The sequence below is a fragment of the Streptomyces sp. NPDC046303 genome (assembly GCF_055588085.1).
On record NZ_JBVJFA010000003.1, the window covers coordinates 111,765 to 134,408 of the forward strand.

General features: G+C 72.9%; 17 protein-coding genes and 1 pseudogene. 6 read left to right on the forward strand and 12 right to left on the reverse strand.

The window, feature by feature from the left end; genetic code table 11:
- Positions 1-12 precede the first annotated feature (12 nt).
- Complete coding sequence (locus tag ACZ6I1_RS04025; protein WP_469282809.1) at positions 13-2,253, reverse strand: MMPL family transporter; 2,241 nt, start codon at positions 2,251-2,253, stop codon at positions 13-15.
- Positions 2,254-2,461: 208 nt separating this feature from the next.
- Positions 2,462-2,926 (reverse strand): cupin domain-containing protein, encoded by a 465-nt coding sequence (locus tag ACZ6I1_RS04030; RefSeq protein WP_469282812.1) that lies wholly within the window; start codon positions 2,924-2,926, stop codon positions 2,462-2,464.
- Between the two features lie 55 nt (positions 2,927-2,981).
- Here ACZ6I1_RS04030 and ACZ6I1_RS04035 point away from each other — a divergent pair, with 55 nt between their 5' ends.
- The 6 genes and pseudogenes from ACZ6I1_RS04035 (at position 2,982) to ACZ6I1_RS04060 (ending at position 7,646) form a co-directional block, all read left to right on the forward strand.
- Positions 2,982-3,782 (forward strand): GNAT family N-acetyltransferase, encoded by an 801-nt coding sequence (locus ACZ6I1_RS04035; RefSeq protein WP_469282814.1) that lies wholly within the window; start codon positions 2,982-2,984, stop codon positions 3,780-3,782.
- Positions 3,783-3,872: 90 nt separating this feature from the next.
- On the forward strand, positions 3,873-4,400 hold the full coding sequence (locus ACZ6I1_RS04040; protein ID WP_469282817.1) for a DinB family protein: 528 nt from the start codon (positions 3,873-3,875) through the stop codon (positions 4,398-4,400).
- Between the two features lie 98 nt (positions 4,401-4,498).
- On the forward strand, positions 4,499-6,610 hold the full coding sequence (locus ACZ6I1_RS04045) for a penicillin acylase family protein (protein ID WP_469282819.1): 2,112 nt from the start codon (positions 4,499-4,501) through the stop codon (positions 6,608-6,610).
- Complete coding sequence (locus tag ACZ6I1_RS04050) at positions 6,607-7,209, forward strand: GNAT family N-acetyltransferase (RefSeq protein ID WP_469282821.1); 603 nt, start codon at positions 6,607-6,609, stop codon at positions 7,207-7,209. The genes ACZ6I1_RS04045 and ACZ6I1_RS04050 overlap by 4 nt, the downstream gene beginning before the upstream one ends.
- 58 nt (positions 7,210-7,267) lie before the next feature.
- Positions 7,268-7,375 (forward strand): annotated as a pseudogene (locus ACZ6I1_RS04055) (hypothetical protein); the annotation flags it as partial.
- A gap of 58 nt (positions 7,376-7,433) precedes the next feature.
- The gene (locus ACZ6I1_RS04060) at positions 7,434-7,646 is read left to right on the forward strand and encodes a hypothetical protein (RefSeq protein WP_469283248.1); all 213 of its coding nucleotides are present in this window, start codon (positions 7,434-7,436) and stop codon (positions 7,644-7,646) included.
- Between the two features lie 101 nt (positions 7,647-7,747).
- On the opposite strand, the gene gatB is transcribed toward ACZ6I1_RS04060, so the two are convergent.
- The 10 genes from gatB to ACZ6I1_RS04110 all read right to left on the reverse strand — a co-directional run bounded on the left by gatB (position 7,748) and on the right by ACZ6I1_RS04110 (position 22,548).
- Positions 7,748-9,238 (reverse strand): Asp-tRNA(Asn)/Glu-tRNA(Gln) amidotransferase subunit GatB, encoded by a 1,491-nt coding sequence (gene gatB / locus ACZ6I1_RS04065; RefSeq protein WP_469283216.1) that lies wholly within the window; start codon positions 9,236-9,238, stop codon positions 7,748-7,750.
- A gap of 38 nt (positions 9,239-9,276) precedes the next feature.
- Positions 9,277-9,522, reverse strand: a complete 246-nt coding sequence (locus ACZ6I1_RS04070; protein WP_469282823.1) for a hypothetical protein — start codon at positions 9,520-9,522, stop codon at positions 9,277-9,279.
- Positions 9,519-11,027 (reverse strand): Asp-tRNA(Asn)/Glu-tRNA(Gln) amidotransferase subunit GatA, encoded by a 1,509-nt coding sequence (gene gatA, locus ACZ6I1_RS04075; protein ID WP_469282825.1) that lies wholly within the window; start codon positions 11,025-11,027, stop codon positions 9,519-9,521. Before gatA ends, ACZ6I1_RS04070 begins: the two co-directional genes overlap by 4 nt.
- A 5-nt stretch (positions 11,028-11,032) precedes the next feature.
- Complete coding sequence (gene gatC, locus ACZ6I1_RS04080; RefSeq protein WP_030010586.1) at positions 11,033-11,329, reverse strand: Asp-tRNA(Asn)/Glu-tRNA(Gln) amidotransferase subunit GatC; 297 nt, start codon at positions 11,327-11,329, stop codon at positions 11,033-11,035.
- Between the two features lie 163 nt (positions 11,330-11,492).
- Positions 11,493-13,673: a putative bifunctional diguanylate cyclase/phosphodiesterase gene (locus tag ACZ6I1_RS04085; RefSeq protein ID WP_469282827.1), complete on the reverse strand. Its 2,181-nt coding sequence runs from the start codon at positions 13,671-13,673 to the stop codon at positions 11,493-11,495.
- 433 nt (positions 13,674-14,106) lie between these two features.
- Positions 14,107-16,308 carry an NAD-dependent DNA ligase LigA gene (ligA, locus tag ACZ6I1_RS04090; RefSeq protein WP_469282829.1) on the reverse strand — a complete coding sequence of 734 codons (2,202 nt, stop codon included), beginning with the start codon at positions 16,306-16,308 and terminating at the stop codon, positions 14,107-14,109.
- 30 nt (positions 16,309-16,338) lie between these two features.
- Positions 16,339-17,322 carry a methionine synthase gene (locus ACZ6I1_RS04095; RefSeq protein WP_469282831.1) on the reverse strand — a complete coding sequence of 328 codons (984 nt, stop codon included), beginning with the start codon at positions 17,320-17,322 and terminating at the stop codon, positions 16,339-16,341.
- A complete protein-coding gene (locus ACZ6I1_RS04100; protein ID WP_469282833.1) occupies positions 17,319-18,008 on the reverse strand; it encodes an SDR family oxidoreductase in 690 nt (229 codons plus the stop codon). The genes ACZ6I1_RS04095 and ACZ6I1_RS04100 overlap by 4 nt, the downstream gene beginning before the upstream one ends.
- 90 nt (positions 18,009-18,098) lie before the next feature.
- On the reverse strand, positions 18,099-21,476 hold the full coding sequence (locus ACZ6I1_RS04105; protein WP_469282836.1) for a S8 family peptidase: 3,378 nt from the start codon (positions 21,474-21,476) through the stop codon (positions 18,099-18,101).
- An 88-nt stretch (positions 21,477-21,564) separates the two neighbouring features.
- Entirely contained in the window at positions 21,565-22,548 is a 984-nt protein-coding gene (locus tag ACZ6I1_RS04110) for a GlxA family transcriptional regulator (protein ID WP_469282838.1), read from the reverse strand.
- Positions 22,549-22,644 lie beyond the last annotated feature (96 nt).

Here is a 22,644-nt window from a genome sequence, read left to right on the forward strand (position 1 = left end):
CCTTACGGCTGGTCAGCGGGACACGGGTACGGAGTCAGCCGGCTCCGCGCTGTGTTCGCTCGGCCGCTGTGCCGGAAGTTTCGCATGCGGGCCGCGGTCCGGGGGCTCGATGCTGATCCGGGGCAGCCACCGGTCGAGCCAGGCGGGCAGCCACCAGTTGGCGCCGCCGAGCAGGTGCATCAGGGCCGGGACGAGCAGGGTGCGCAGCACGAACGCGTCGAGGGCGACGGCCGCGGCGAGGGCGATGCCGAACATCGCGATGATCCGGTCGCCGCTGAGGACGAAGGCCAGGAAGACGGAGATCATGATGACGGCGGCCGAGTTGATGACCCGGCTCGTTTCGGTGAGGCCCACGCGGACGGCCCGCCGGTTGTCGCCGGTCTCCAGCCACTCCTCGTACATCCGGCTGACGAGGAAGACCTGGTAGTCCATCGACAGTCCGAACAGGACGGACACCATGATCACGGGCAGGAAGGGTTCGATGGGCCCCGCGCTGCCCAGGCCGAGGAGTTCGCTGCCCCAGCCCCATTGGAAGATCGCCACGACCACGCCGAAGGAGGAGGCGACGGCGGCGACGTTCATGACCGCCGCCTTGACCGGGATGCCGATGGACCGGAAGGCCAGCAGCAGGAGCACGCAGCCCAGGGCGATGACCACGGCGACGAAGAGCGGGAGTTTGCCGATGATGACCTCGGCGAAGTCGTCGTAGCCGGCCGTGACCCCGCCGACGTGGACCTCCATGGAGTTGCCGTGTCCGGCGCGCGGGATGACCTCCTCGCGGAGCGTGTCGACGAGGTCGCTCGTGGCCCGGGACTGGGGGGCGGAGTCGGGTACGACGGTGACCACGGCCGTGTCGCCGCTCCGGTTGAGGACCGCCGGGCCGGCGGAGGCGACGCCTGCGGTCGTGCGCAGCGCCTCGGCCAGCTGGTCCACGGCGAGCCGGTCGCCCGCGCCGTCCAGGCGGGCGACGACGGTGAGCGGGCCGTTCGTCCCGGGCCCGAACCCTTCCGCCAGCAGGTCGTAGGCCTGGCGGGTGGTGGAGCCGGCCGGGTTGTTGCCCTGGTCGGAGGTGCCGAGGTGGAGGGAGAGCGTGGGCAGGGCCAGCACCAGCATGACGGCGGTGGCGGCGACGCCGAGCAGCTTGGGGTGGCGCTCCACGAAGGCGGACCAGCGGGCGGCGAAGCCGGTGGTGTGTTCGGGCCGCGGGCCCTCGGCGGCGAGTCTGCGGCGTTCGCGCCGCGACAGGGCGCGCATGCCGATGCAGGAGAGGAGGGCGGGCAGCAGCGTGACCGAGGCGGCGACCGTGAGGATCACCGTCACGGAGGCGGCTATCGCGACGCCGTTGAGGAAGTTGAGGCGCAGCACCAGCATCCCGAGCAGCGCGATGCAGACGGTGGCCCCGGCGAAGACGACGGCCCGGCCGGTGGTGGCGACGGCGTTCTCGGCGGCCTCCTCGACCGGCAGTCCGCGGGCGAGGCCCTTGCGGTGCCGGGTGACGATGAACAGCGCGTAGTCGATGCCGACGCCGAGCCCGACGAGGGTGCCGAGCATCGGGGCGAAGTCGGCGACCGGCATCGCGTGGCCGAGCAGGGTGATGCCGAAATAGGCGGTGCCCACGCTGACCAGGGCGGTCGCGAGGGGCAGCAGGCTCGCGGCGAGCGAGCCGAAGGCCAGGAAGAGGACGAGGGCCGCGACGGCGACGCCGATGACCTCGGCGACGTGGGCGGTGGGGGCTTCGGTCAGGGCGATGGCGCGGCCGCCGAGTTCGACCTGGAGGCCGTCGGTCTCGGTGGCCGGGTTCTTCGCCGCGTGGACGACGGCCTTGGCCTGGGCCTTGGGTACGGAGTCGGCCGGCCGGTCGAAGGTCACCACGGCGTAGGCGGTGCGGCCGTCGGGGCTGATCCGGGCGGCGGCCTCGGGGCCCGGGCCGTAGGGGCCGGCGACCGATCCGACGCCCGGAAGCGCGGCGACGGCGTCGAGTGCGCGGGTCATGCGCTGCTCGACGCCGGGGGTGCGGACGCTCTGCTGCTCGGGGGCCCGCCACACGATGGTGTCGGTGTCTCCGCCTTGGCCGTGGAAGCCTTCGCGGAGCAGGTCGTGCGCCGTGCCGGACTCGGTGCCGGGGACCTCGTAGTCGTTGGAGAACGCCGTGCCGGCGGTTGCCGCGGCCGCCGCGGTCCCCCCGAGGGCGAGCAGCCAGATCAGTACGGCGAGGAGTCGGTGGCGCATGCACCACCGTGCGATCGCTGCCAACGGACGTGCTCCCTGATGGTTCGGTCTTTACCGGGAGACAGCCCGTCGCAAAGAACGCGTGAACTCGTGAAGGCCTGGCCGGAGGTCCGGAGGATCGCCCCGGAGTCCTGGCCATGATGGTCTACACCTCAACGATCTCAGCGATTCGTGATCGTTGGCCCCATTCGTGTGCATCGTCACAGGCGGGCCGGGAGGTGCGGGACCTTGGTCACCGTGAGGTCTGGCCGGAAGGCTCGCGGTGGTGGAGAAAGTCGTCCCGGTCGCGGTCCTGGCCGCGGTCCTGGTCGCGGTCCCGGTCGTCGGGCTCGTCGACCCGGTAGCCCGGGATCGAGGGCCACCGGACGGTGAGGACGACGGCGTCCTCCTCGGCGTACCAGGAGTGGTCGACGCCTCGACCCCAGAGCACGTAGTCGCCCTGCTCGGAGAGGACGACGGTCCGCCCCGGGAACTCCAGCCGGAAGCGGCCGCTGATCAGCACCAGCAGCGCGGTGCGCTTCTCCGCGGTGGCCCAGCGCTCCCGTGCGTCGCCCTTCGGGTGGACGCCCCACTTGATCTCCACGTCCTCGCTGTGACGGGGATCGGAGGGGTCCTTGAAGTGGCCGAGGAGCCAGCCGCGGTCGGCTGCCGCGTCGGGGGTGGCCTTACCGGTGTAGATGGTGGAGTCGTCGTTCACGGGGGTGAGGTTAATGCAGTTGTGCGGCCCGGCCGGACACTGGTCAGCTGGGCCGATGACCACGGATCACGAGGAACTGCTGAAGGTGCGGGCCGCCTACGACGCCCGGATGCGGCGCGACGCCCACCCGGACGCGGCGCACGCTCGCGTGGAGCGCGCGGGCGCGGTCGTCCGCCAGACCGTGCCGGGCCTCGGCTGGAACGGCGTGCTCTGGTCGGACCTCGACGAGGAGACCGCGGACGCGGAGATCGCGGCGCAGGTCGCGCACTTCGCGGGGCTGGGGACCGCGGAGTTCGAGTGGAAGCTCTACGACCACGACCGGCCCGGGGACCTCGGGGCACGGCTCCGGGCGGCGGGTTTCGTACCGGAGCCGCCCGAGACGCTGATGGTGGGCAAGGCGGCGGAGCTCGCCGCGCTGCCGGTGGAGCCGCCGGAGGGCATCACCCTGCGGGTGGTGACCGACGAGGCGGGGGTGGACCTGATGATGGCGGTCCACGCGCGGGCCTTCGGCACCGAGCGACCGCGGATCCGGGAGCAGATGCTGAGCCTGCTGCGGGAGGCGCCGGACACCATCGCGGCCGTCGTGGCGATGGCGGGCGACACCCCGGTCAGCGCGGCCCGGATGGAGATGCGGCCGGGCACCCCGTTCGCCGGGCTCTGGGGCGGCGGTACGGACCCCCGGTGGCGCGGGCGCGGCATCTACCGCCTGCTGGTGGCCCACCGGGCCCGCCGGGCGGCGGAGCTCGGCATCCCGTACCTCCAGGTGGACGCGTCGGCGGACAGCCGCCCGATCCTGGAGCGGCTCGGCTTCGGGGTGCTGGGGGTGACGACGCCCTACGTGTGGACGGCGGACTGATCCGGCGGCTTCCCCCGCCCGGGAGCGCGGTGCAGGATCGCCCTCATGGAGCGAACGGAAAGCACGGAGAACATGGAGAGCACGGGACACATGGAACACAGGAAACGCGCCGAGCCCGTCGAGCGCACGGGACCGCCCCTGACCGGCAACGAGCGCGACACGCTGCGCGCCTACCTCGACTACCACCGGGCCACGCTCGCCTGGAAGTGCGAGGGCCTCACCGACGAGGAACTGCGCCGCCCTTCGATGCCGCCGTCCACCCTCACCCTCCTCGGCCTGGTCCGGCACATGGCCGAGGTCGAGCGCCACTGGTTCCGCCGCACCCTCAACGGCGAGCGGCTGCCCCACCTCTGGTCCGACACGCACGACTTCCAGGCCGCCTACGACTCCACCGGCGCCACCCGCGAGGAGGCGTTCGCGGCCTGGGAGTCCGAGGTCGCGCACGCCCGCCGGATCGAGTCCGCCGCCGAGTCGCTGGACGTGACGGCCTTCGTGCCCAGGTGGAAGGAGGAGGCCTCGCTGCGCCTGATCATGCTCCACCTGATCCACGAGTACGCCCGGCACAACGGCCATGCCGACTTCCTCCGCGAGGCCATTGACGGCGCCACCGGGGCTTGACCTGGGGCCTGCCCGGGGCTTGACCCGGGGCCTGACGAGGTTCGGTCACCCGCCCCCCTATAGTTAGGGCAGCCTAACCTAACGACTGGGGGACGAGTGTGAGCCTTGTGACCGACGCGGACGCCTTTGAGCTCTACCGGGACGGCTGGGGCATCCCCCATCTCCGCGCCGCCGACGCCCTCGGCCTCGCCTACGCCCAGGGCCGCGTCACCGCCCTGGACCGCGCCTGGCAGCTGGAGGTCGAACGGCACCGCGCCCAAGGCTCCAGCGCCTCCTTCCTCGGCGCGGACTGCGTGGCCTGGGACCGGTTCGCGCGCCAGAGCCGCATCGCCGACACGGCCCGCCGCTGCTCCGCAGCCCTGGACGGCGAGGATCCCGAGACCGCCGCCTGGGTCCGCGCGTACGTCGACGGCGTCAACGACGGGCTCGCCGCCGGAGCCGCCCGCGACGAGCGCTTCGCGCGCACCGGACTCACGCCCACCCCCTGGGAACCCTGGGTTCCGATGGCGATCTGGACCGCCACGCACATCCTGTTCGCCGGCTTCGCCACCAAGCTGTGGCGCGAGCGCGTGGCCCGAGCCCTCGGCGACGACGCCGTCACCCTCTTCGCCACGGACGGCCCCGGCACCGCCGGCAGCAACGGCTGGCTGGTACCGGGCGACCGCACCACCAGCGGCGCGGCGATCATCGCGGGCGACCCGCACCGGTTCATCGAGGACCCGGGCGTCTACCAGCAGATACGCCTGTCCTGCCCGGAGTACGACGTCCTCGGCCTGGCCGTCCCCGGCGTCCCCGGGCTCGCCCACTTCGGGCACACCGGCACCGCCGCCTGGGCCATCACCAACGCGATGGCCGACTACCAGGACCTGTACACCGAGCAGTTGCGCGGGTCGGGCTCCGCCGTGGAGGCGCTGGGACCGGACGGCCGGTGGGAGCCGGTGCACCGCCACACCGAGACCATCGCCGTGGCCGGCGGCGACGAGGTCGAGGTGGAGGTCCTGGAGACCGCCCGCGGTCCGGTGATCGTCCGCAGGGACACCGATACCGGGACCACCCCCGACGCCGGGGCGACCCACGACTCCGAGGCGCTCTCCCTGCGCTACCCGCCGCGCGTCCGCGAGGACCTGGGCTTCTCCGCCCTCCCCGCCCTGCTGCGCGCCCGCACCGTCGCCGACATCGACCGCGCCCTCGACGGCTGGGCGGAGCCCGTCAACGTCGTCCACGCCGCCGACTCCTCGGGCGGACTGCTGCACCGCGTCGCCGGCGCCGTCCCGCTGCGCGACGGCGCCAACCGGCTGCGCCCCGTACCCGCGTGGGACCGGCGCCACGCATGGCAGGGCTGGGCCGCGACCCCCGCCGAGCCCGTGCAGGGCTTCGCCGTCATGGCGAACGCCCGCGGCATCGCCGCCCCGCTCGGCGTGGAGTTCGCGCCCCCGCACCGCGCCAACCGCATCCGCGAGCTGCTCAGCGGCTCCGCCGACTGGTCGCCGAAGGCGATGGCCGACGTACACGGGGACACCCACCTGGCCTCCGCGGGGCCGCTGCTCGCGCTGCTGCCCGCGCTCGACGGGCTGTCCCCCGCCGCGGCGGCGCTGCGCGCCCGGCTGCTGGCCTGGGACCGGCACATGGCCGCCGACAGCACCGACGCCACCGTCTTCTCGGCCTTCCGGACGGCGACCGTACGCCGCCTCGCCGCCGATCCCGTCTTCGCGGAGCTGGCGGGGGCCCCCACCGGCCCGGAGGTGTTCCATCCCTGGCTGTACCTGGTCCCCCGGGTCGGCTACGCCCTCGAAGGCCTGCTCACCACCTCCCTCCTCCCCGCCCTCGACCGCGCCGCGCACGTGAAGGCAGCCCTCGAGGAGACGGCCGCGGCCGGCGCCCCTGAGAGGCCGTGGGCGGAGGTCCACCGCCTCGCCCCCTGGTCGGCGCTGCCGGACCCGGAAGCCGAGTGGCCCGGCCTCGGCGGCGACCACGACTGCGTGAACGCCACCTCCTCCGTCCCCGGTTTCACCGACCTCACCGCCCGCGCATCGGCCGCCCGTTACGTCTGGGACCTCGCCCGCCGCGAGGACAGCCTCTGGGCGGTGCCGCTCGGCGCGGACGGCGTCGCCGGCACGCCGCACCACCGCGATCAGCTCCCCCTCTGGGCGCGCTGCGAACTCGTCCCCGTCGTCACCGACTGGGCCCGCCTCACCAAGGAATCCGCATGATCTCCACCAGACAGCCCGTGTACAGCCAGCTCGTGGAGGGCTTCGGCACGGTCACGATCACCCCCGTCGACCCCGCCGCCGACTCGGCGCTGATCCACAGCTGGGTCACCGAGGAGCGGGCGCGCTTCTGGGGCATGGGCGAGGCCAGCCGCGAACTGGTCCAGGAGATCTACGAGGACGTCGACCGCCGCACCACCCACCACGCGTTCATGGTGGCCCGCGACGGGGAGCGGGTCGCGCTCTTCCAGACGTACGACTGCGCCGAGGACCGGGTCGGCGAGTGCTACGAGGTGGAGCCGGGGGACGTCGGCGTACACCTGATGATCGGCCCGAGCCAGGGCGCGACCCAGCGCGGTTTCACCGGCGCCCTGGTGGGCACCTTCATCGCCTACCTGTTCTCCGACCCCGCCACCCGCCGGGCCGTCGCCGAGCCGGACGCGCGCAACGCCAAGGCGATCGCCCTCCTGGAGCGGTCAGGCTTCGTGCTCGGCCCGGAGGTCGAACTCCCGGAGATCGACCTGCCCGAGGTCTACCTCCCCGCGAAGCCGGCCCGCCTCGCCTTCCTCAGCGCCCCGGCGCCGCTGCCGGACAACCGCTGATACGGCCGGCCTCCTCCCGCGCGGACGGCTCCGCATCCGAACGGGTCCGCCCTTCCCCTTGACCCCGTCCGCCCGACGTCTTCGACCGCATCAGCCAGAAGTGGACGAGCAGGCGGAACTGCTGCGCTTCGTCCACCGGCCCGGGGCCCCGTCCGGGCGGCAGGTGATCCACGGAGACCTGTCGCCCGGCAACGTGGTGGTCGACGCACGGCCAGGCCACGCTGGTGGGCTTCGGCCTGAGCAAGCTGACCGCCGACCACCAGACGGCGGAGGTCTGGTTCACCCCCGGCTACGCGGCGCCCGAGGTCTTCGACGGCAAGCGGCCGCCGGGCACGGGCAAGGACCGGGGACCAGAGCAGGCGTCGGGGGCGGACGGGCCGGCGGCCGCCGCGTCCAGCCGGCCCGCGTCCAGGTGGTCATCGCCGCCCCCCAGCTGACGCGCTGAGCCCCGGTACGACGCGAAAAGGGCGGCCCCGCACCGGAATTCCGGTGCGGGGCCGCCGATGTACTGCCTGCGCAGTACTGACCTGCGCAGCTGCTACTCGGACACGCCCAGGCGCTCCAGGATGAGCTCCTTGACGCGCGCCGCGTCGGCCTGGCCGCGGGTGGTCTTCATGACCGCGCCGACCAGGGCGCCGACGGCCGCGATCTTGCCGCCGCGGATCTTGTCGGCGATGGCCGCGTTGCCCGCGATGGCCTCGTCCACGGCCGCGCCGAGCGCGCCCTCGTCCGAGACGACCTTCAGGCCGCGCTTCTCGACGACCTCGTCCGGGGTGCCCTCGCCGGCGAGGACGCCTTCGAGGACCTGGCGGGCCAGCTTGTCGTTCAGCTCGCCCGCGGCGACCAGCGCCGCGACCCGGGCGACCTGCGCCGGGGTGATCGGCAGCTCGTCGACGACGACGCCCTGCTCGTTGGCGTTGCGGGCGAGCTCGCCCATCCACCACTTGCGCGCGGCGGCCGGGTCGGCACCCGCCTCGATCGTGGCGACGATGGAGTCCACCGCGCCCGCGTTGAGGATCGACTGCATGTCGTGCTCGCTGACGCCCCACTCCTCGCGGAGCCGGTTGCGGCGCACGCGCGGCATCTCGGGCAGGCCGGCGCGCAGCTCCTCGACCCACTCACGGGCCGGGGCCACGGGAACCAGGTCGGGCTCCGGGAAGTAGCGGTAGTCCTCGGCGTTGTCCTTGATGCGGCCGGCCGTGGTGGAGCCGTCCTCCTCGTGGAAGTGCCGGGTCTCCTGCACGATCGAGCCGCCGCGGCTCAGCACGGCCGCGTGGCGCTGGATCTCGAAGCGGGCCGCGCGCTCGACGGAGCGCAGCGAGTTGACGTTCTTCGTCTCGCTGCGGGTGCCGAACTCGGACTCGGGGGTCGGGCGCAGCGACAGGTTCACGTCACAGCGCATCTGGCCCTTGTCCATGCGGGCCTCGGAGACGCCGAGCGCCTTGATGACCTCGCGCAGCTCCGCGACGTACGCCTTGGCGACCTCGGGGGCCCGTACGCCGGCGCCCTCGATCGGCTTGGTGACGATCTCGATGAGCGGGATGCCGGCGCGGTTGTAGTCCAGCAGGGAGTGGGACGCGCCGTGGATACGGCCGGTGGCGCCGCCGACGTGCAGCGACTTTCCGGTGTCCTCCTCCATGTGGGCGCGCTCGATCTCCACGCGGAAGATCTCGCCGTCCTCCAGCTGGACGTCCAGGTAGCCGTTGAAGGCGATGGGCTCGTCGTACTGGGAGGTCTGGAAGTTCTTCGGCATGTCCGGATAGAAGTAGTTCTTCCGGGCGAAGCGGCACCACTCGGCGATCTCGCAGTTCAGCGCGAGGCCGATCTTGATGGCGGACTCGACGCCGATCGCGTTGACGACCGGCAGGGAGCCGGGCAGACCGAGGCAGGTGGGGCAGGTCTGCGCGTTGGGCTCGGCGCCCAGCTCGGTGGAACAGCCGCAGAACATCTTGGTCTTGGTGCCGAGCTCGACATGGACCTCAAGGCCCATGACGGGGTCGAACGAGGCGAGAGCGTCCTCGTACGACATCAGTTCGGTGTAGGTGCTCACGGTGAAACTTTTCCCTCTCAGCCCAGCAGGACGTCGTCGTCGCCCAGGCGCTTCAGCTCGCGGTACAGGATCGCGAGGCCGGTGACGATGGCGGCGGCGGACACGACGGCGTCGACCAGCTTCAGCGTGTCGTTCTCGCTGTGGGCCTTCTTGGCCTGCTTGACCACGCCGAGGGCGCCGAAGGCGGTGGTGCCGATCGACAGGTAGGTGCCGGCCTTGGACTTCTTGAAGCCCTTGGCCTTGGACAGTGCACTGGTGCTCACAGCGACGGTGCCTCCTCAAGCAGCGGGTGACCCCAGCGTGCGACGAAGGCGGCCTCGACGGCCGCGCCGACCTTGTACAGCCGGTCGTCCTTCATCGCCGGGGCGATGATCTGGAGCCCGACCGGGAGGCCGTCCTCGGGCGCCAGGCCGCAGGGCAGCGACATGGCGGCGTTGCCTGCCAGGTTGGTCGGGATGGTGCACAGGTCCGCCAGGTACATGGCGAGGGGGTCGTCGGTGCGCTCGCCGATGGGGAAGGCGGTGGTCGGGGTGGTCGGGGAGACGATCACGTCGACCTGCTCGAAGGACTTCTCGAAGTCCTTCGTGATGAGCGTGCGGACCTTCTGGGCGGAGCCGTAGTACGCGTCGTAGTAGCCGGAGCTGAGCGCGTACGTACCGAGGATGATGCGGCGCTTGACCTCGTCGCCGAAGCCCGCCTCGCGGGTGAGGGCGGTGACGTCCTCGGCGGACTTGGTGCCGTCGTCGCCGACGCGCAGGCCGTAGCGCATGGCGTCGAAGCGGGCCAGGTTCGAGGAGCACTCGGACGGCGCGATCAGGTAGTACGCGGCCATCGCGAGGTCGAAGGAGGGGCAGTCCAGCTCGACGATCTCGGCGCCGAGCTCCTTGAGGAGCTCCACCGACTCGTTGAAGCGCTGGACGACGCCGGCCTGGTAGCCCTCACCGGTGAACTGCTTGACCACACCGACGCGCATGCCGGCGACGGAGCCGTTGCGGGCGGCCTCGACGACCGGCGGGACCGGGGCGTCGATGGAGGTGGAGTCGAGCGGGTCGTGGCCGGCGATGACCTCGTGCAGCAGCGCCGCGTCCAGGACCGTACGGGCGCAGGGACCGCCCTGGTCGAGGGAGGAGGAGAAGGCCACCATGCCGTAGCGGGAGACGCCGCCGTAGGTCGGCTTCACGCCGACGGTGCCGGTGACGGCGGCGGGCTGGCGGATGGAGCCGCCGGTGTCCGTGCCGATGGCGAGGGGCGCCTGGTAGGCGGCGAGCGCGGCGGCGGAGCCGCCGCCGGAGCCGCCGGGGATCCGGGTGAGGTCCCACGGGTTGCCGGTCGGGCCGTACGCGCTGTTCTCCGTCGAGGACCCCATGGCGAACTCGTCCATGTTGGTCTTGCCGAGGATCACGACGTCGGCTTCCTTCAGCTTGCGCGTCAGGGTGGCGTCGTAGGGCGGGATCCAGCCTTCGAGGATCTTCGAACCGACGGTGGTCGGCATCCCGACGGTGGTGAAGATGTCCTTGAGGGCGAGCGGTACGCCGGCCAGCGGGCCGAGCTTCTCGCCGGCCGCGCGCTTGGCGTCGACGGCGCGGGCCTGGGCGAGGGCGCCTTCGCGGTCGACGTACAGGAAGGCGTGGACCTTCTCGTCGGTCGCGTCGATGCGGGCCAGGTGGGCCTCGGTGACCTCGACGGCCGTGAGCTCGCCGGAGGCGATCTTCTCGGCGGTCTGGGCTGCCGTGAGCTTGATGATGTGTTCGGTCTTTTCGGCAGTCATGGCTGTTAGTCCTCCCCCAGGATCTGCGGCACCTTGAATCGCTGCTGCTCCTGGGCGGGAGCGCCGGAGAGCGCCTGCTCGGGGGTGAGCGAGGGACGGACCTCGTCCGCGCGCATGACGTTCGTCAGGGGCAGCGGGTGGGAGGTCGGCGGGACGTCTTGGTCGGCGACCTCGGACACGCGGGCGACCGCGCCGATGATGTCGCCGAGCTGTCCGGCGAAGTGATCCAGCTCGTTGCTGGACAGCTCAAGGCGCGCCAGCCGAGCGAGGTGGACGACCTCCTCGCGCGTAATGCCAGGCATGCAGCGATCCTCTGGGGGTGGGTGGATGTGTAGGTTCGGGCTCAATCCTATGGGGCCCACCCCCGGACCCACGAAACGGTTTGCCCTCGCGCCGCCGCGGGGCCGGGCCGGAGCCGCTGCCGGGGGCCTCGGGCGGAGCCCCGGCAGCGGTCCGCGGGGCCGGTCAGACCGCGTCGGCCTCGGCTGCGGCGAGCTCGGCCGAGATGTCGGCCGGCCGGCGCCAGCCGCGTTCGCCCCGGGCGAGGAGCCAGGCGGTGGCCTCCTGCGGGGGCATGGCGGCGGCGACCAGCCACCCCTGCACCGCGTCGCAGCCCAGGTCACGCAGCCGCTCCCAGGTCTCGTCGTCCTCCACGCCCTCGGCGACCACGAGCAGCCCCAGCGAGTGGGCGAGGTCGACGGTGCAGCGGACGATCTCCGCGTCCTGCGCGTCGACGGCGAGCCGGCCCACGAACGAGCGGTCGATCTTCAGCTCGCTGACCGGCAGCCGCCGCAGGTGGACCAGCGAGGAGTAGCCGGTGCCGAAGTCGTCGAGGGACATCTTCACGCCGTGGCCGGTGAGCCCCGCCATGGTGTCCGCCGCCCGCTGCGGGTCCTCGAGCAGCACGTGCTCCGTTATCTCCAGCTGGAGGCCGCTCGCCGGCACCCCGTGCCGGGCCAGCCGGGCGGCCACCGCTCCCGCGAACCCGGGGGTGTGGACGTCGCGCGGCGAGACGTTGACGGCCACCGGCACCTTCAGGCCCTGCGCCCGCCACCGCGCGACTTGCGCGAGGGCCGTCTCCAGGACGTACTCCGTCAGGTGCGGCATGAGCCCGGAGGTCTCGGCGATCGCGATGAACTCGTCCGGGGACACCCGCCCTCGTTCCGGATGAACCCACCGCACCAGGGCCTCGAGCCCGGCGACCTGCCCGTCGAAGCGGACCTTCGGCTGGTAGTGGAGTTCCACTTCACCGGCGTCGAGGGCCCGGCGGAGATCGCCGAGGAGGCCGAGGCGGTCGGGGGTGTTGCTGTCCCGCTTGGATTCGTACACCTCGACGCCGGTGCGGTCGCGCTTGGCCTGGTACATCGCCACGTCGGCGCGGCGCAGCAGCCCCTCGGCGTCCAGGGCGTGGTCGGGGAAGACGGCGAGGCCGGCGCTGGCCTCGAGGACGAGCGTGAGGCCGTCCAGGTCCAGCGGGGAGCTGAGCTCGGCGACGAGGTGGCGGGCGATCCGCTGGGCGCTGGTGGTGGAGTCGGCGACGGGCAGCAGGACGGCGAACTCGTCCCCGCCGAGCCGGGCGGCCTCGGCGTCCTCGGGCAGTGCCTGGCGCAGCCGGTCGGCGATCTGCAGGAGCAGCCGGTCGCCCGCGAGGTGGCCGAGGGTGTCGTTGACCGCGCGGAAGCGGTCCAGGTCGATCAGCACAAGAGCTGCCCGGGTGCCCAAACGTTCAGCCTCGTCCAGCGCGGTCCAGGCCCGCTCCAGCAGCCACTGCCGGTTCGGCAGCCCGGTCAGCGGGTCCCGGAGCTGTTCCTCGGCGCGCGCCCGGGCGATCCACAGGGTGGAGTCCAGGGCGATCAGCGGTACGGCGAACAGCGGCAGCAGGACCGGCTGCGTGACCGCGACGACGCAGATCAGCGGGGCGATCCCGAGCAGGGCGACCGCCACTAAGGCCTGTCGGAGCAGGGCCGTGCGGGCCACGGTGGGCAGGCCGCCGCCGCGCGGGGCCAGGGCGATCCACAGCAGGAACCGGGTGGCGAGCAGGTACGCGACCGCCACGAGGACGATCTCGGGTACGGCGTCGATCTCCCAGGTGGTGGGCCGCCACGGGTTTTCCACGGACGGCGCCTCGCCGAAGGCGGCCATGACGAGGGCTCCCGCGCCGATGCCGAGGATGTCGGCGGAGCCGTGGAGCAGGCCCTGCCGCCAGCGGTGCCGGCGCGCGGCGCCGACCAGGGAGACCACGGCGAGCGAGACCAGTCCGGCGGGCACCCATCCGTAGAGGATGAGCACGCCGAGGGTGAGTGCCGCGCCCGAGCCGGTGCCGCCCCACCAGCGGTCGCGGCCGAGGGCGACGAGGTGGCCGACGATGATGCCGGTGAGCAGGGCGAGCGCCCAGCCCACCGCGCCTCCGGGGAACAGGGCATGACGGCCGCTCAGGGCGGAGGCCACCCCCGCTCCGAGCACGACGACGGCCAGGCCCACGACGGCGGAGGACAGCACGCCGCGGCGCCCCGGTGCGTCCTCACCGGTGCCGAGCGCCCGGGTCTCCGGTGTCCTGGCTCCCAGGACACCCAGCCGGCCCGCCCGCATGGACGGGATGTCCCCGCCGAATTCAGGTGACGGGTCGGCGCTTTCGGTGGGTTTCATGCCCGTCCCTCTCACAGCCGGCGATGCCGATGTCACGCGATGGCCCCGGTGTCATGCCATCACGGCTGGAACCGCATCCGGCAGCCGTGCACGACAGGCGCACCCCTCAACAGTAGGACGCGAGAGGGTCCCAGGGGCAGCGGTCGGCGGTGGTTGCCCGAATGCGACCCAGCCATCCTCATCAGTACGGTATCCGCCGAACGGGTGAGTTTGGACCAGGACCCCCCGGTCACCCGTCCGATGATCCGACAGCTCACCGGCCTGCGACCAGCCTTGTACCAGCCGTTTAGCACCGTCCGGTGCGCCTGGCGTGCGCCCGCCCGTACGGCCGCACGCCGCGCATCGGTTCACCGTCGCCTTTGCCCCGGAGATCTGTCCGGGTGACGGCCCTGCGGCCGTTGCTCCGCCCGCCCGGGTGCTCCGCTTATTCCACTTACTCCGTTCCGCCGCCGCCGTCCACCGGGAGCGCCGCCTCGCGTGCCGCGTCCGGGCCCTGTTCGAGCAGGACTTCGAATCCGGCGTCGTCGAGGATGGGCAGCTTCAACTGCACGGCCTTGTCGTACTTCGAGCCCGGGTTGTCGCCGACCACGACGAAGGAGGTCTTCTTCGACACCGATCCGGTGACCTTGGCGCCGCGGCTCTGCAGGGCCTCCTTCGCGCCGTCCCGGGTGTGGCTCTGCAGCGTGCCGGTGACGACGACGGTCAGCCCCTCGAGGGGGCGCGGCCCCTCCTCATCGGTGGAACCTTCCTCCTCCATCCGGACCCCGGCCTCCCGCCACTTGCGCAGGATCTCCTGGTGCCAGTCGACGGCGAACCATTCCTTGAGGGAGGCCGCGATGATCGCGCCGACCCCGTCGGTGGCCGTCAGCTCCTCCTCCGTGGCTTGTTCGATGCGCTCGATCGACCGGAACTCGCGGGCGAGGGCCTCCGCGGCGACGGGGCCGACGTGACGGATCGACAGGCCGTTGATGATGCGGGCGAGCGGGCGCTCCTTGGCGGCCGCGATGTTCTCCAGCATCGCCAGGGCGTTCTTCTTCGGCTCGCCCTTCTGGTTGGCGAAGACGGTGACGATCTTCTCCTCGCCCGTCTTCGGGTCCCGCTTGGGCAGTCCGCTGTCCGGGTCCAGGACGTACGCCTTGATGGGCAGCAGGTCCTCGATGGTCAGGTCGAAGAGGTCGCCCTCGTCCAGCAGCGGCGGCTCGGCCGGCTCCAGCGGGCCGGTCAGGGCGGCCGCCGCCACCATGCCGAAGTTCTCGATGTCGAGGGACTGCCGGCCGGCCAGGTAGAAGAGCCGCTCGCGCAATTGCGCGGGACAGGTCTGCGCGTTGGGGCACCGTACGTCGATGTCCCCCTCCTTCATCGGCCGCAGCTCCGTCCCGCACGCGGGGCACTCGGCCGGCATCACGAACTCCCGCTCGGTGCCGTCGCGCAGGTCCACCACCGGCCCGAGGATCTCGGGGATGACGTCGCCCGCCTTGCGCAGCACGACGGTGTCCCCGATGAGCACGCCTTTGGCCTTGACGACCTCCTGGTTGTGCAGGGTCGCGAACTCGACCTCGGAGCCCGCCACCGTCACCGGTTCCACCTGCGCGTACGGGGTCACGCGGCCGGTGCGGCCGACGCCGACCTTGATGTCGACGAGCTTGGTGTTGACCTCTTCGGGGGCGTACTTCCAGGCGATCGCCCAGCGCGGGGCGCGCGCCGTGGACCCGAGCCGGCCCTGGAGCGCGGTCTCGTCGAGCTTGACGACCACTCCGTCGATCTCGTGCTCCACGGAGTGCCGGTTCTCGCCGAAGTAGGCGATGAACGCGCGGACCTCCTCGAGCGAGGAGACCACCTTGTTGTGCCGGGCGGTCGGCAGGCCCCACTCGCGCAGCAGCTCGTACGCCTGCGACTGGCGCTCGATCTCGAAGCCCTCGCGGGCGCCGATGCCGTGCACGACCATGTGCAGCGGGCGGCTCGCGGTGACCTTCGGGTCCTTCTGGCGCAGGGAACCGGCCGCCGCGTTGCGCGGATTGGCGAAGGGCTTGCCCTCGGCCGCGACGAGCCGGGCGTTGAGCTCCTCGAACTTCTCCATCGGGAAGTAGACCTCGCCGCGGATCTCGACGAGGGCCGGGATCCGGTCGCCCTTCAGCCGGTCCGGGATCTCGGCGATGGTGCGGACGTTGGGCGTGATGTCCTCACCGGTGCGGCCGTCGCCGCGGGTGGCGGCGCGGGTCAGCCGGCCGTTCTCGTAGGTGAGGTTGACGGCGAGGCCGTCCACCTTCAGCTCGCACAGGTAGTGGTAGTCCGAGGTGTTCACGTCCCGGGCCACCCGCTCGGCCCAGGCGGCCAGTTCCTCCTCCTCGAAGGCGTTGTCGAGGGAGAGCATCCGCTCGCGGTGCTGCACGGAGGCGAAGTCCGTCTCGTACGCCCCGGCCACCTTCTGGGTGGGCGAGTCGGGCGTACGGAGCTCCGGGTACTGCTCCTCCAGGGCCTCGAGCGAGCGCAGCAGCTTGTCGAACTCGGCGTCGCTGACCACCGGCTGGTCGTTCACGTAGTACCGGAAGCGGTGCTCCTCGATCTGCTCGGCCAGCAGCGCGTGCTGCTCACGCACCGCCGCCGGTACTGCCGTGTCCTGCTGTTCGGCTGCCATGCCGTGTCCTCCCGTGGCCCGTCTCGACCGTCACTCAGGGTTGTCGGCGAGCGACCTCGCCGCCCTGACGCAATGCGCCTGCACCGCACGGGCGTAGGCGGGCGAAGCGCCCGCCAGACCGCACGACGGGGTGACCACGACGGACTCGGCCAGAGTCCCCGGGGCCAGCCCCAGCCTGCGCCAAAGCTTCCTGACACCCATGACGCTACCGGCAGGGTCCGACAACGGGCCGTCGGTGCCCGGCACCACTCCGGCGAAGAGTTTCGTCCCGCCTTCGACGGCCTCGCCGATGACGTCGTCCTCGCGCTCGGTGAGCAAAGAGAAATCGAACGACACGCCCGTGGCGCCGGCCCGCCGCAGCAGCCCGAAGGGCACCTCGGGCGCGCAGGAGTGCACGATCACGTCCCCGTCGTGCACGGCGAACAGCTGCCGCAGGGTGCCCTCGACGACCTGCCGGTCGACGGCGCGGTACGTCCGGTACCCGCTCGCGGACCGGACCCGCCCGAGCAGTACGGCGGTCAGCGACGGCTCGTCGAACTGCAGCACCACCTCGGCGCCGGGGACCCGCCTGCGCACGTCGGCCAGGTGCTCGCGCAGTCCCTCGGCCAGCGATCCGGCCAGGTCGCGGCAGGCGCCCGCGTCCTGGAGAATGGCCTCGCCCCCGTGCAGCTCCAGGGCGGCGGCCAGCGTCCACGGCCCGACGGCCTGGACCTTGAGCTTGCCGGTGTACCCCTGGGTGAACTCCTCGAGGGCGTCGAGGTCCTCGCCGAGCCAGGACCGGGAGCGCTTGCTGTCGCGGCCCGGGCGGTCACTGATCCGCCAGCCGCTGGGCTCGACGTGCGCGTACATGTCGACCAGCAGCCCGAGGGAGCGGCCGATCATGTCGGCGCCGGGGCCGCGGGCGGGCAGCTCGGGGAGGTACGGGAACTCCTCGAAGGAGCCCGTCACGGTCTTGGCCGCTTCGCGGGCGTCCCCGCCGGGCAGCGAACCGACTCCGGTGGCGCCCGCGCTCATCGGCCGGGCCTGACGGTCAGGTCGTTGACCTCGGCGTCGCGCGGCAGGTCGAGGGCCATGACGACGGTGGTCGCCACGGACTCGGGGTCGATCCAGGCGGCGGGGTCGTACTCCTTGCCCTCCTGGGAGTGCACCTTGGCCTGCATGGGGCTGGCGGTGCGCCCCGGGTACACGGAGGTCACCCGGATCCCGTTCGCCTTCTCCTCTTCCCGCAGCGAGTCGGCGAGGGCCTTGAGCCCGTGCTTGGAAGCGGCGTAGGCGCTCCAGTCGGCGTGGGCGTGGAGCCCGGCGCCGGAGTTCACGAAGACGACGGTGGTCTTGGAGGCGCGCAGGGTGGGCAGCAGCAGCCGGGTGACCTCGGCGGGCGCGATCAGGTTCACGTTGAGCTGCTGGTGCCAGGTCTTGGGCCGCAGCTCGCCGACGGGTCCGAGGTCCACGATCCCGGCGATGTGCAGGAGGGAGTCGATCCGCTCGGGGATCGCCTGCTTGGAGAAGGCCCACGACAGCCGGTCCGGATCGGCGAGGTCGCCGACGAGCGCCCGTGCGCCGGGGTAGCGCTCGACGAGCTGCTTGGCCCGGGCTGCGTCCCGGGCGAGGAGGACGAGGTCGTCGCCCCGTGCGTGCAGCCGGGCGGCGACGGCGGCGCCGATGCCGGATCCGGCACCGGTGATCAGGTGAGTAGCCATGGTGCCCATGCTCGCACTCCGCCGTACGGTGACGCGGCCCCCGGGGGTCGCCCGGGGGCCGCGCGTTCCGCGTGCCCGTGTGCGGGGCCGTCAGGCCGTGAGGTAGGCCCGGATGATCGTGATCTCGGCCTTGGCGCCCGCGCTGCCGGTGATCGTGCCGCGCAGGGAGACGTGGCCGCCCTTCGCGGGGTTCCGGACGGTCACGGCGCCTGCCGTGACCGGAAGGGCGCGCCAGGTGTAGCCGTCGTCGTAGGAGACCTGCACGGTGAGCGACGTCGCGGGCGCCCCCTGCACGGTGACCGGGACCCGGACCGCACGGCCCGCGGGGGAGGTGCCGGTCGCGGACACGTCCGGGGTGAAGCGGACGGCGGACAGCGGGATCGGGGTCTCGGTGTCCTCGGGTGTGGTCTTCGAGCGGAACCACCAGGTCGCGGTCACCTTGGAGGAGGTGGCGGACACCGTGCCCGTGCGGGTGGCCGAGGTGACCAGCTTGTACGGGGCCTCGGCGGCCGGGAGGCCGAAGGTCCCGGCGTCACGGACCTCGCGGTCCCGGGTGTCGACCGGCACGCCGTTGCGGTAGAGAACCGTCCGGCCCGTGGAGAGGTAGTCCGAGCCCGCGTGCCCGGCGCCGTCCGCGAGCAGCGGCAGCGTCCCCCACAGTGCGTCGCCCTGCCGGTAGAGGCCGAGGGCGGCCGCGCCGTCGACCCGCGGGCCGAAGACCGCGCCGTTGAAGCGCTCCCGGTAGGTCCGGCCGCCCTGGTAGGAGCGCGGGCCGTCCGTGCCGTACCCGGTCTCGGCGATCGGGAAGCCGTTCTCGTCGCGCCCGCCGGACTGCACGGCGTGCAGCGCCCACTGGGCCCCGTCCACCGCCGACAGGTACAGCGTCACCGTGCCCGGCAGGCCCCTGGTGTGGCTCGACGCGCTGGAGCCGCTCGCGCCCGGCAGCAGGCCGGTGGCGGCGACCTCGCCCTCCTTGCCGGGCACCGAGGCCGCCTGCTCCGCCACGATCCTGGCGAGCTCGGCGGGCTTGATCTGCCGCACGTATCCGGTGGCCAGGCGGGTGACCGGACCGCCGAGGACGGCGTGGTACTCGTCCGCGGGGCCGTCCGTCCAGTGCGCGTCCCACTCCTGGAACAGGGTGGTCCCGGACGGCACGTCCGGGCCCTGGCCGCGGGTGCGCAGGCCGGTGTAGGAGTCGAGCCACCAGCCGAAGGCGTGCTCCGAGCCACCATCCGTCCGCACCTCGTAGCTCGGTACGGCGAAGTCCATGGCGGCCGTCCGCGAGGGCACGGTGATGTCCACCGGCTCGGCGGTGCGGGCGTCGAGGGTCAGGGTGGTGTCCCCGGTGATGTCCAGGCGGGGCTGGGCGATCCAGTCGATGCCGCGGGCGAAGTCGTCCGGATCGACGACGATGTTCGTGTTGAGCAGGTATCCGCCCGCCGGGACGCGCACGGTCTGCGGTCCGGAGTCCGGCGTCCACGAGAGCCGCATGCCGGTGCCGGGGCCCGTCAGGCCGCGGACGTCGGAGCGGTAGGCCGTGGCGGCCTTGCCGTCCCGCCCGAGGTGCCGGAGGGTCAGGTCGTACGACTCGGGCTCGCGCTGGACGGCCACGGCGGTGGTGACGCGCTGTCCGGCGGGGCCGGTGGCCGACACGTGCGCCGTGTAGGTGCCGTCCGCCGAGCCGCCGATCCGGGTGTCGACGATGACGCCGACGGAGGCGGCGCCGCCCGCGGGAACCGTCACCCGGGGCGCGTCGAAGGTGACGAAGCCCTCCTGGACGGGCTTGCCGTCGGCGTCGCGGACGGCCGCGGCCAGGTCGAGGGTGACCGGGGCGGTGCCCAGGTTGCGGTAGGTGAGCCGCTTCTGCTGCGGGGTGTCGTCGTCGTGGGGCCACGGCTGGCCGGCGAAGGTCAGCGAGACCGGTTCGGCGACGAGGTCCAGGCGCAGCGCGTTGTCGACGGCGATCCGGCCGGTGCCCTGCTGGAAGGCCCCGGTCCGGTTGGGTTTCGCGGACCCCGCGAGGACGCCCTTCAGCTCGGTGCCGGTCCACTGCGGGTGCTGCTGCTTGAGCAGCGCGGCGGCGCCGGCGGCGTGCGGGGCGGCCATCGAGGTGCCGGATTTGGTGGTGTAGCCCTGCGGGTCCGGCCCGCCGCCGGTGCCGGTGGCGGCGGCCGCGGTGATGTCGACGCCCGGTGCGGTGACGTCCGGCTTGACCGCGCCGTCGCCGAGGCGCGGTCCGGTGCTGGAGAAATCGGCGATGCCGTCGTCGTCGTTGACCGCGCCGACGGTGAGCGCGGCGTCCGCGCTGCCCGGGGAGTTGATGGTGCCGGTGCGCGACTCGCCGCTGTTGCCCGCCGCGATGGCGAACAGCACGCCCCGGTCGGCGCTCAGCTGGTTCACGGCCGCTTCGAGCGGGTCGATGCCGGGGGTGTCGGCGCCGCCGAGGCTGAGGTTGACGACGTGCGCGCCCTGGGCGACGGCCCATTCGATGCCGGCGAGGATGCCGGAGTCCTCGCCGGAGCCGCGGTCGTCGAGGACCTTGCCGCTGAGCACCTTGGCGCCGGGGGCGACGCCCTTGAACGCGCCGCCCGAGCCGGCGCCCGTTCCGGCGGCGATGGAGGCGACGTGGGTGCCGTGCCCGTGCCGGTCCTTCGCGTCGGCGGAGGCGGAGAAGTTCTGTTCGGCGAGGACCTGCCCGGCGAGGTCGGGGTGGGCGGCGTCGACGCCGGTGTCGAGGACGGCGATGGTGACGCCGGTGCCGTCGTAGCCGGCGTTCCAGGCCTGGTCGGCGCCGATCTGCCGGGTGCTCTTGTCGAGGGTGGCGTCGCGCAGGCCGTCCAGCCAGACAGTGGCGATGCCCGGTGCGAGGCCGGGGGCCGTGCCGGGGGCGGCGCCGCGGGCCTGGGCGCCGGTGAGGGCGGTCCAGACGGCCGCCGCCGCGCCGGGGGCCGCGCTGACGGCCTCGGCGCCGAGGAAGGCGTACGTACGGTCCACCCGGAGCCCGCCGCCGGCGCGCAGGGCGGACGGGGCCGCGGGGGCCGCGCCGGCCTCGTAGCGGACGATCAGCTTGAGCCGGTCGCCGCGGGTCTCCCGGTAGGCGGGCCTGCTGAGTTCCGTGATGTCGAACAGGCGGGGGTCGAGGCGGCCGGTGTCGATCAGGCGCCGGGCGTCCGCGGGGACGAGGCTGGTCCGCCCGCCGGCGCGCTCCACCGAGACGGGTATGCGTTCGCGCCCCGGGGCGGCCCGGAAGCCGATGGGGCGGCCCCCGGCGTCGACGGTGACCCGGTCGCCGGTGATGAGGGTGAGGTGGGTCGGGCCCTGCCGGGCCGACGGGTGGCGCTGCCGGTCTCCGGACGGGCCGGGTGTGGGCGCGGCCGCGGCGGGTACGGTCAGGCCCGCCGCGAGCGCGAGGGCGGCGACGGCGGCCGTCGCGGCCGCCCCCGTCCGCCGATTGCGAGGTATCCGCACGTCAATTCCCCCTGGGTGAACGGCGATCTCTCGCTGGGCGGGTCCAGCCCAGCGGATCCCGAAGTATCACCCTAGGGGTGACGAACACTCAACTATGCGTCAGAACAAGATTGTTGGGGCGATTGAAGGTGCGCCGGTAGGCGATCGGGGAGACGCCGAGGGCGGTCCGCATGTGCTGGCGCAGGGAGTTGGCCGAGCCGAAGCCGGCCCGGTGGGCGACCAGGTCGACGGGCAGGTCGCTGGACTCCAGCAAGTGGCGGGCGATCTCGAGGCGTTGGGTGGTGAGCCACTGCACCGGGGTCATGCCGACCTCGTCGCGGAACCGCCGGGTGAAGGTGCGCAGGCTCATCCGGGCGTGGGCGGCGAGCTCGGCGAGGGTCAGCGGTTCGGCGAGGCGTTCCAGGGCCCAGGCGCGGGTGGCCGTGGTCGTGGCGATGGTGGGCTCGGGGACGGGCCGGTCGATGTACTGGGCCTGTCCGCCGTCGCGCCAGGGCGGTACGACGCACAGCCGTGCGGCGCGGTTGGCGACGGAACTGCCGTGGTCCTGGCGGATCATGTAGAGGCAGAGGTCCACGCCTGCGGCCACGCCCGCCGAGGTGAGGATGTCGCCGTCGTCGACGAAGAGGACCTCCTCGTCGAGGCGCACGCGCGGGAAGCCGCGCTGGAACTCGGGGGCGTGCACCCAGTGCGTGGTGGCGGTCCGGCCGTCGAGCAGCCCGGCCGCCGCGAGGACGTACGAGCCGGTGCACAGGGAGACCAGCCGGGTACCGGGCCTGATCGCGGCGAGCGCGTCGGCCACCTCGGGCGGCAGGGGCGCGCCCTGCACGAGCTCGTCCATGGCGTGCGTCGGCGGGACGATCACGGTGTCGGCCTCGGCGAGGGCTTCGGGGCCTGCCGTGCCACTGATGGTGAAGCCCGCGTCGCTGGTCACGGGCCGCCCGCCGGGGGTGCAGACGGTCAGCTCGTAGAGCCGGTTCCCGGCCTCGTCGTAGGCGTTGCCGAAGACGCGGGAGGGAATGCCGAGCTCGAACGGGGCGACCCCTTCGAGGGCGAGGACGGCGATACGGTGCATGGCCAGATCCTGTCACATGGTGGCCGTCCGGCCAACACCACGAGCGCCGCCCGGAGCCGAAGCTGGTGCCACAGCAGCACAGCAGCGCTGCAACCA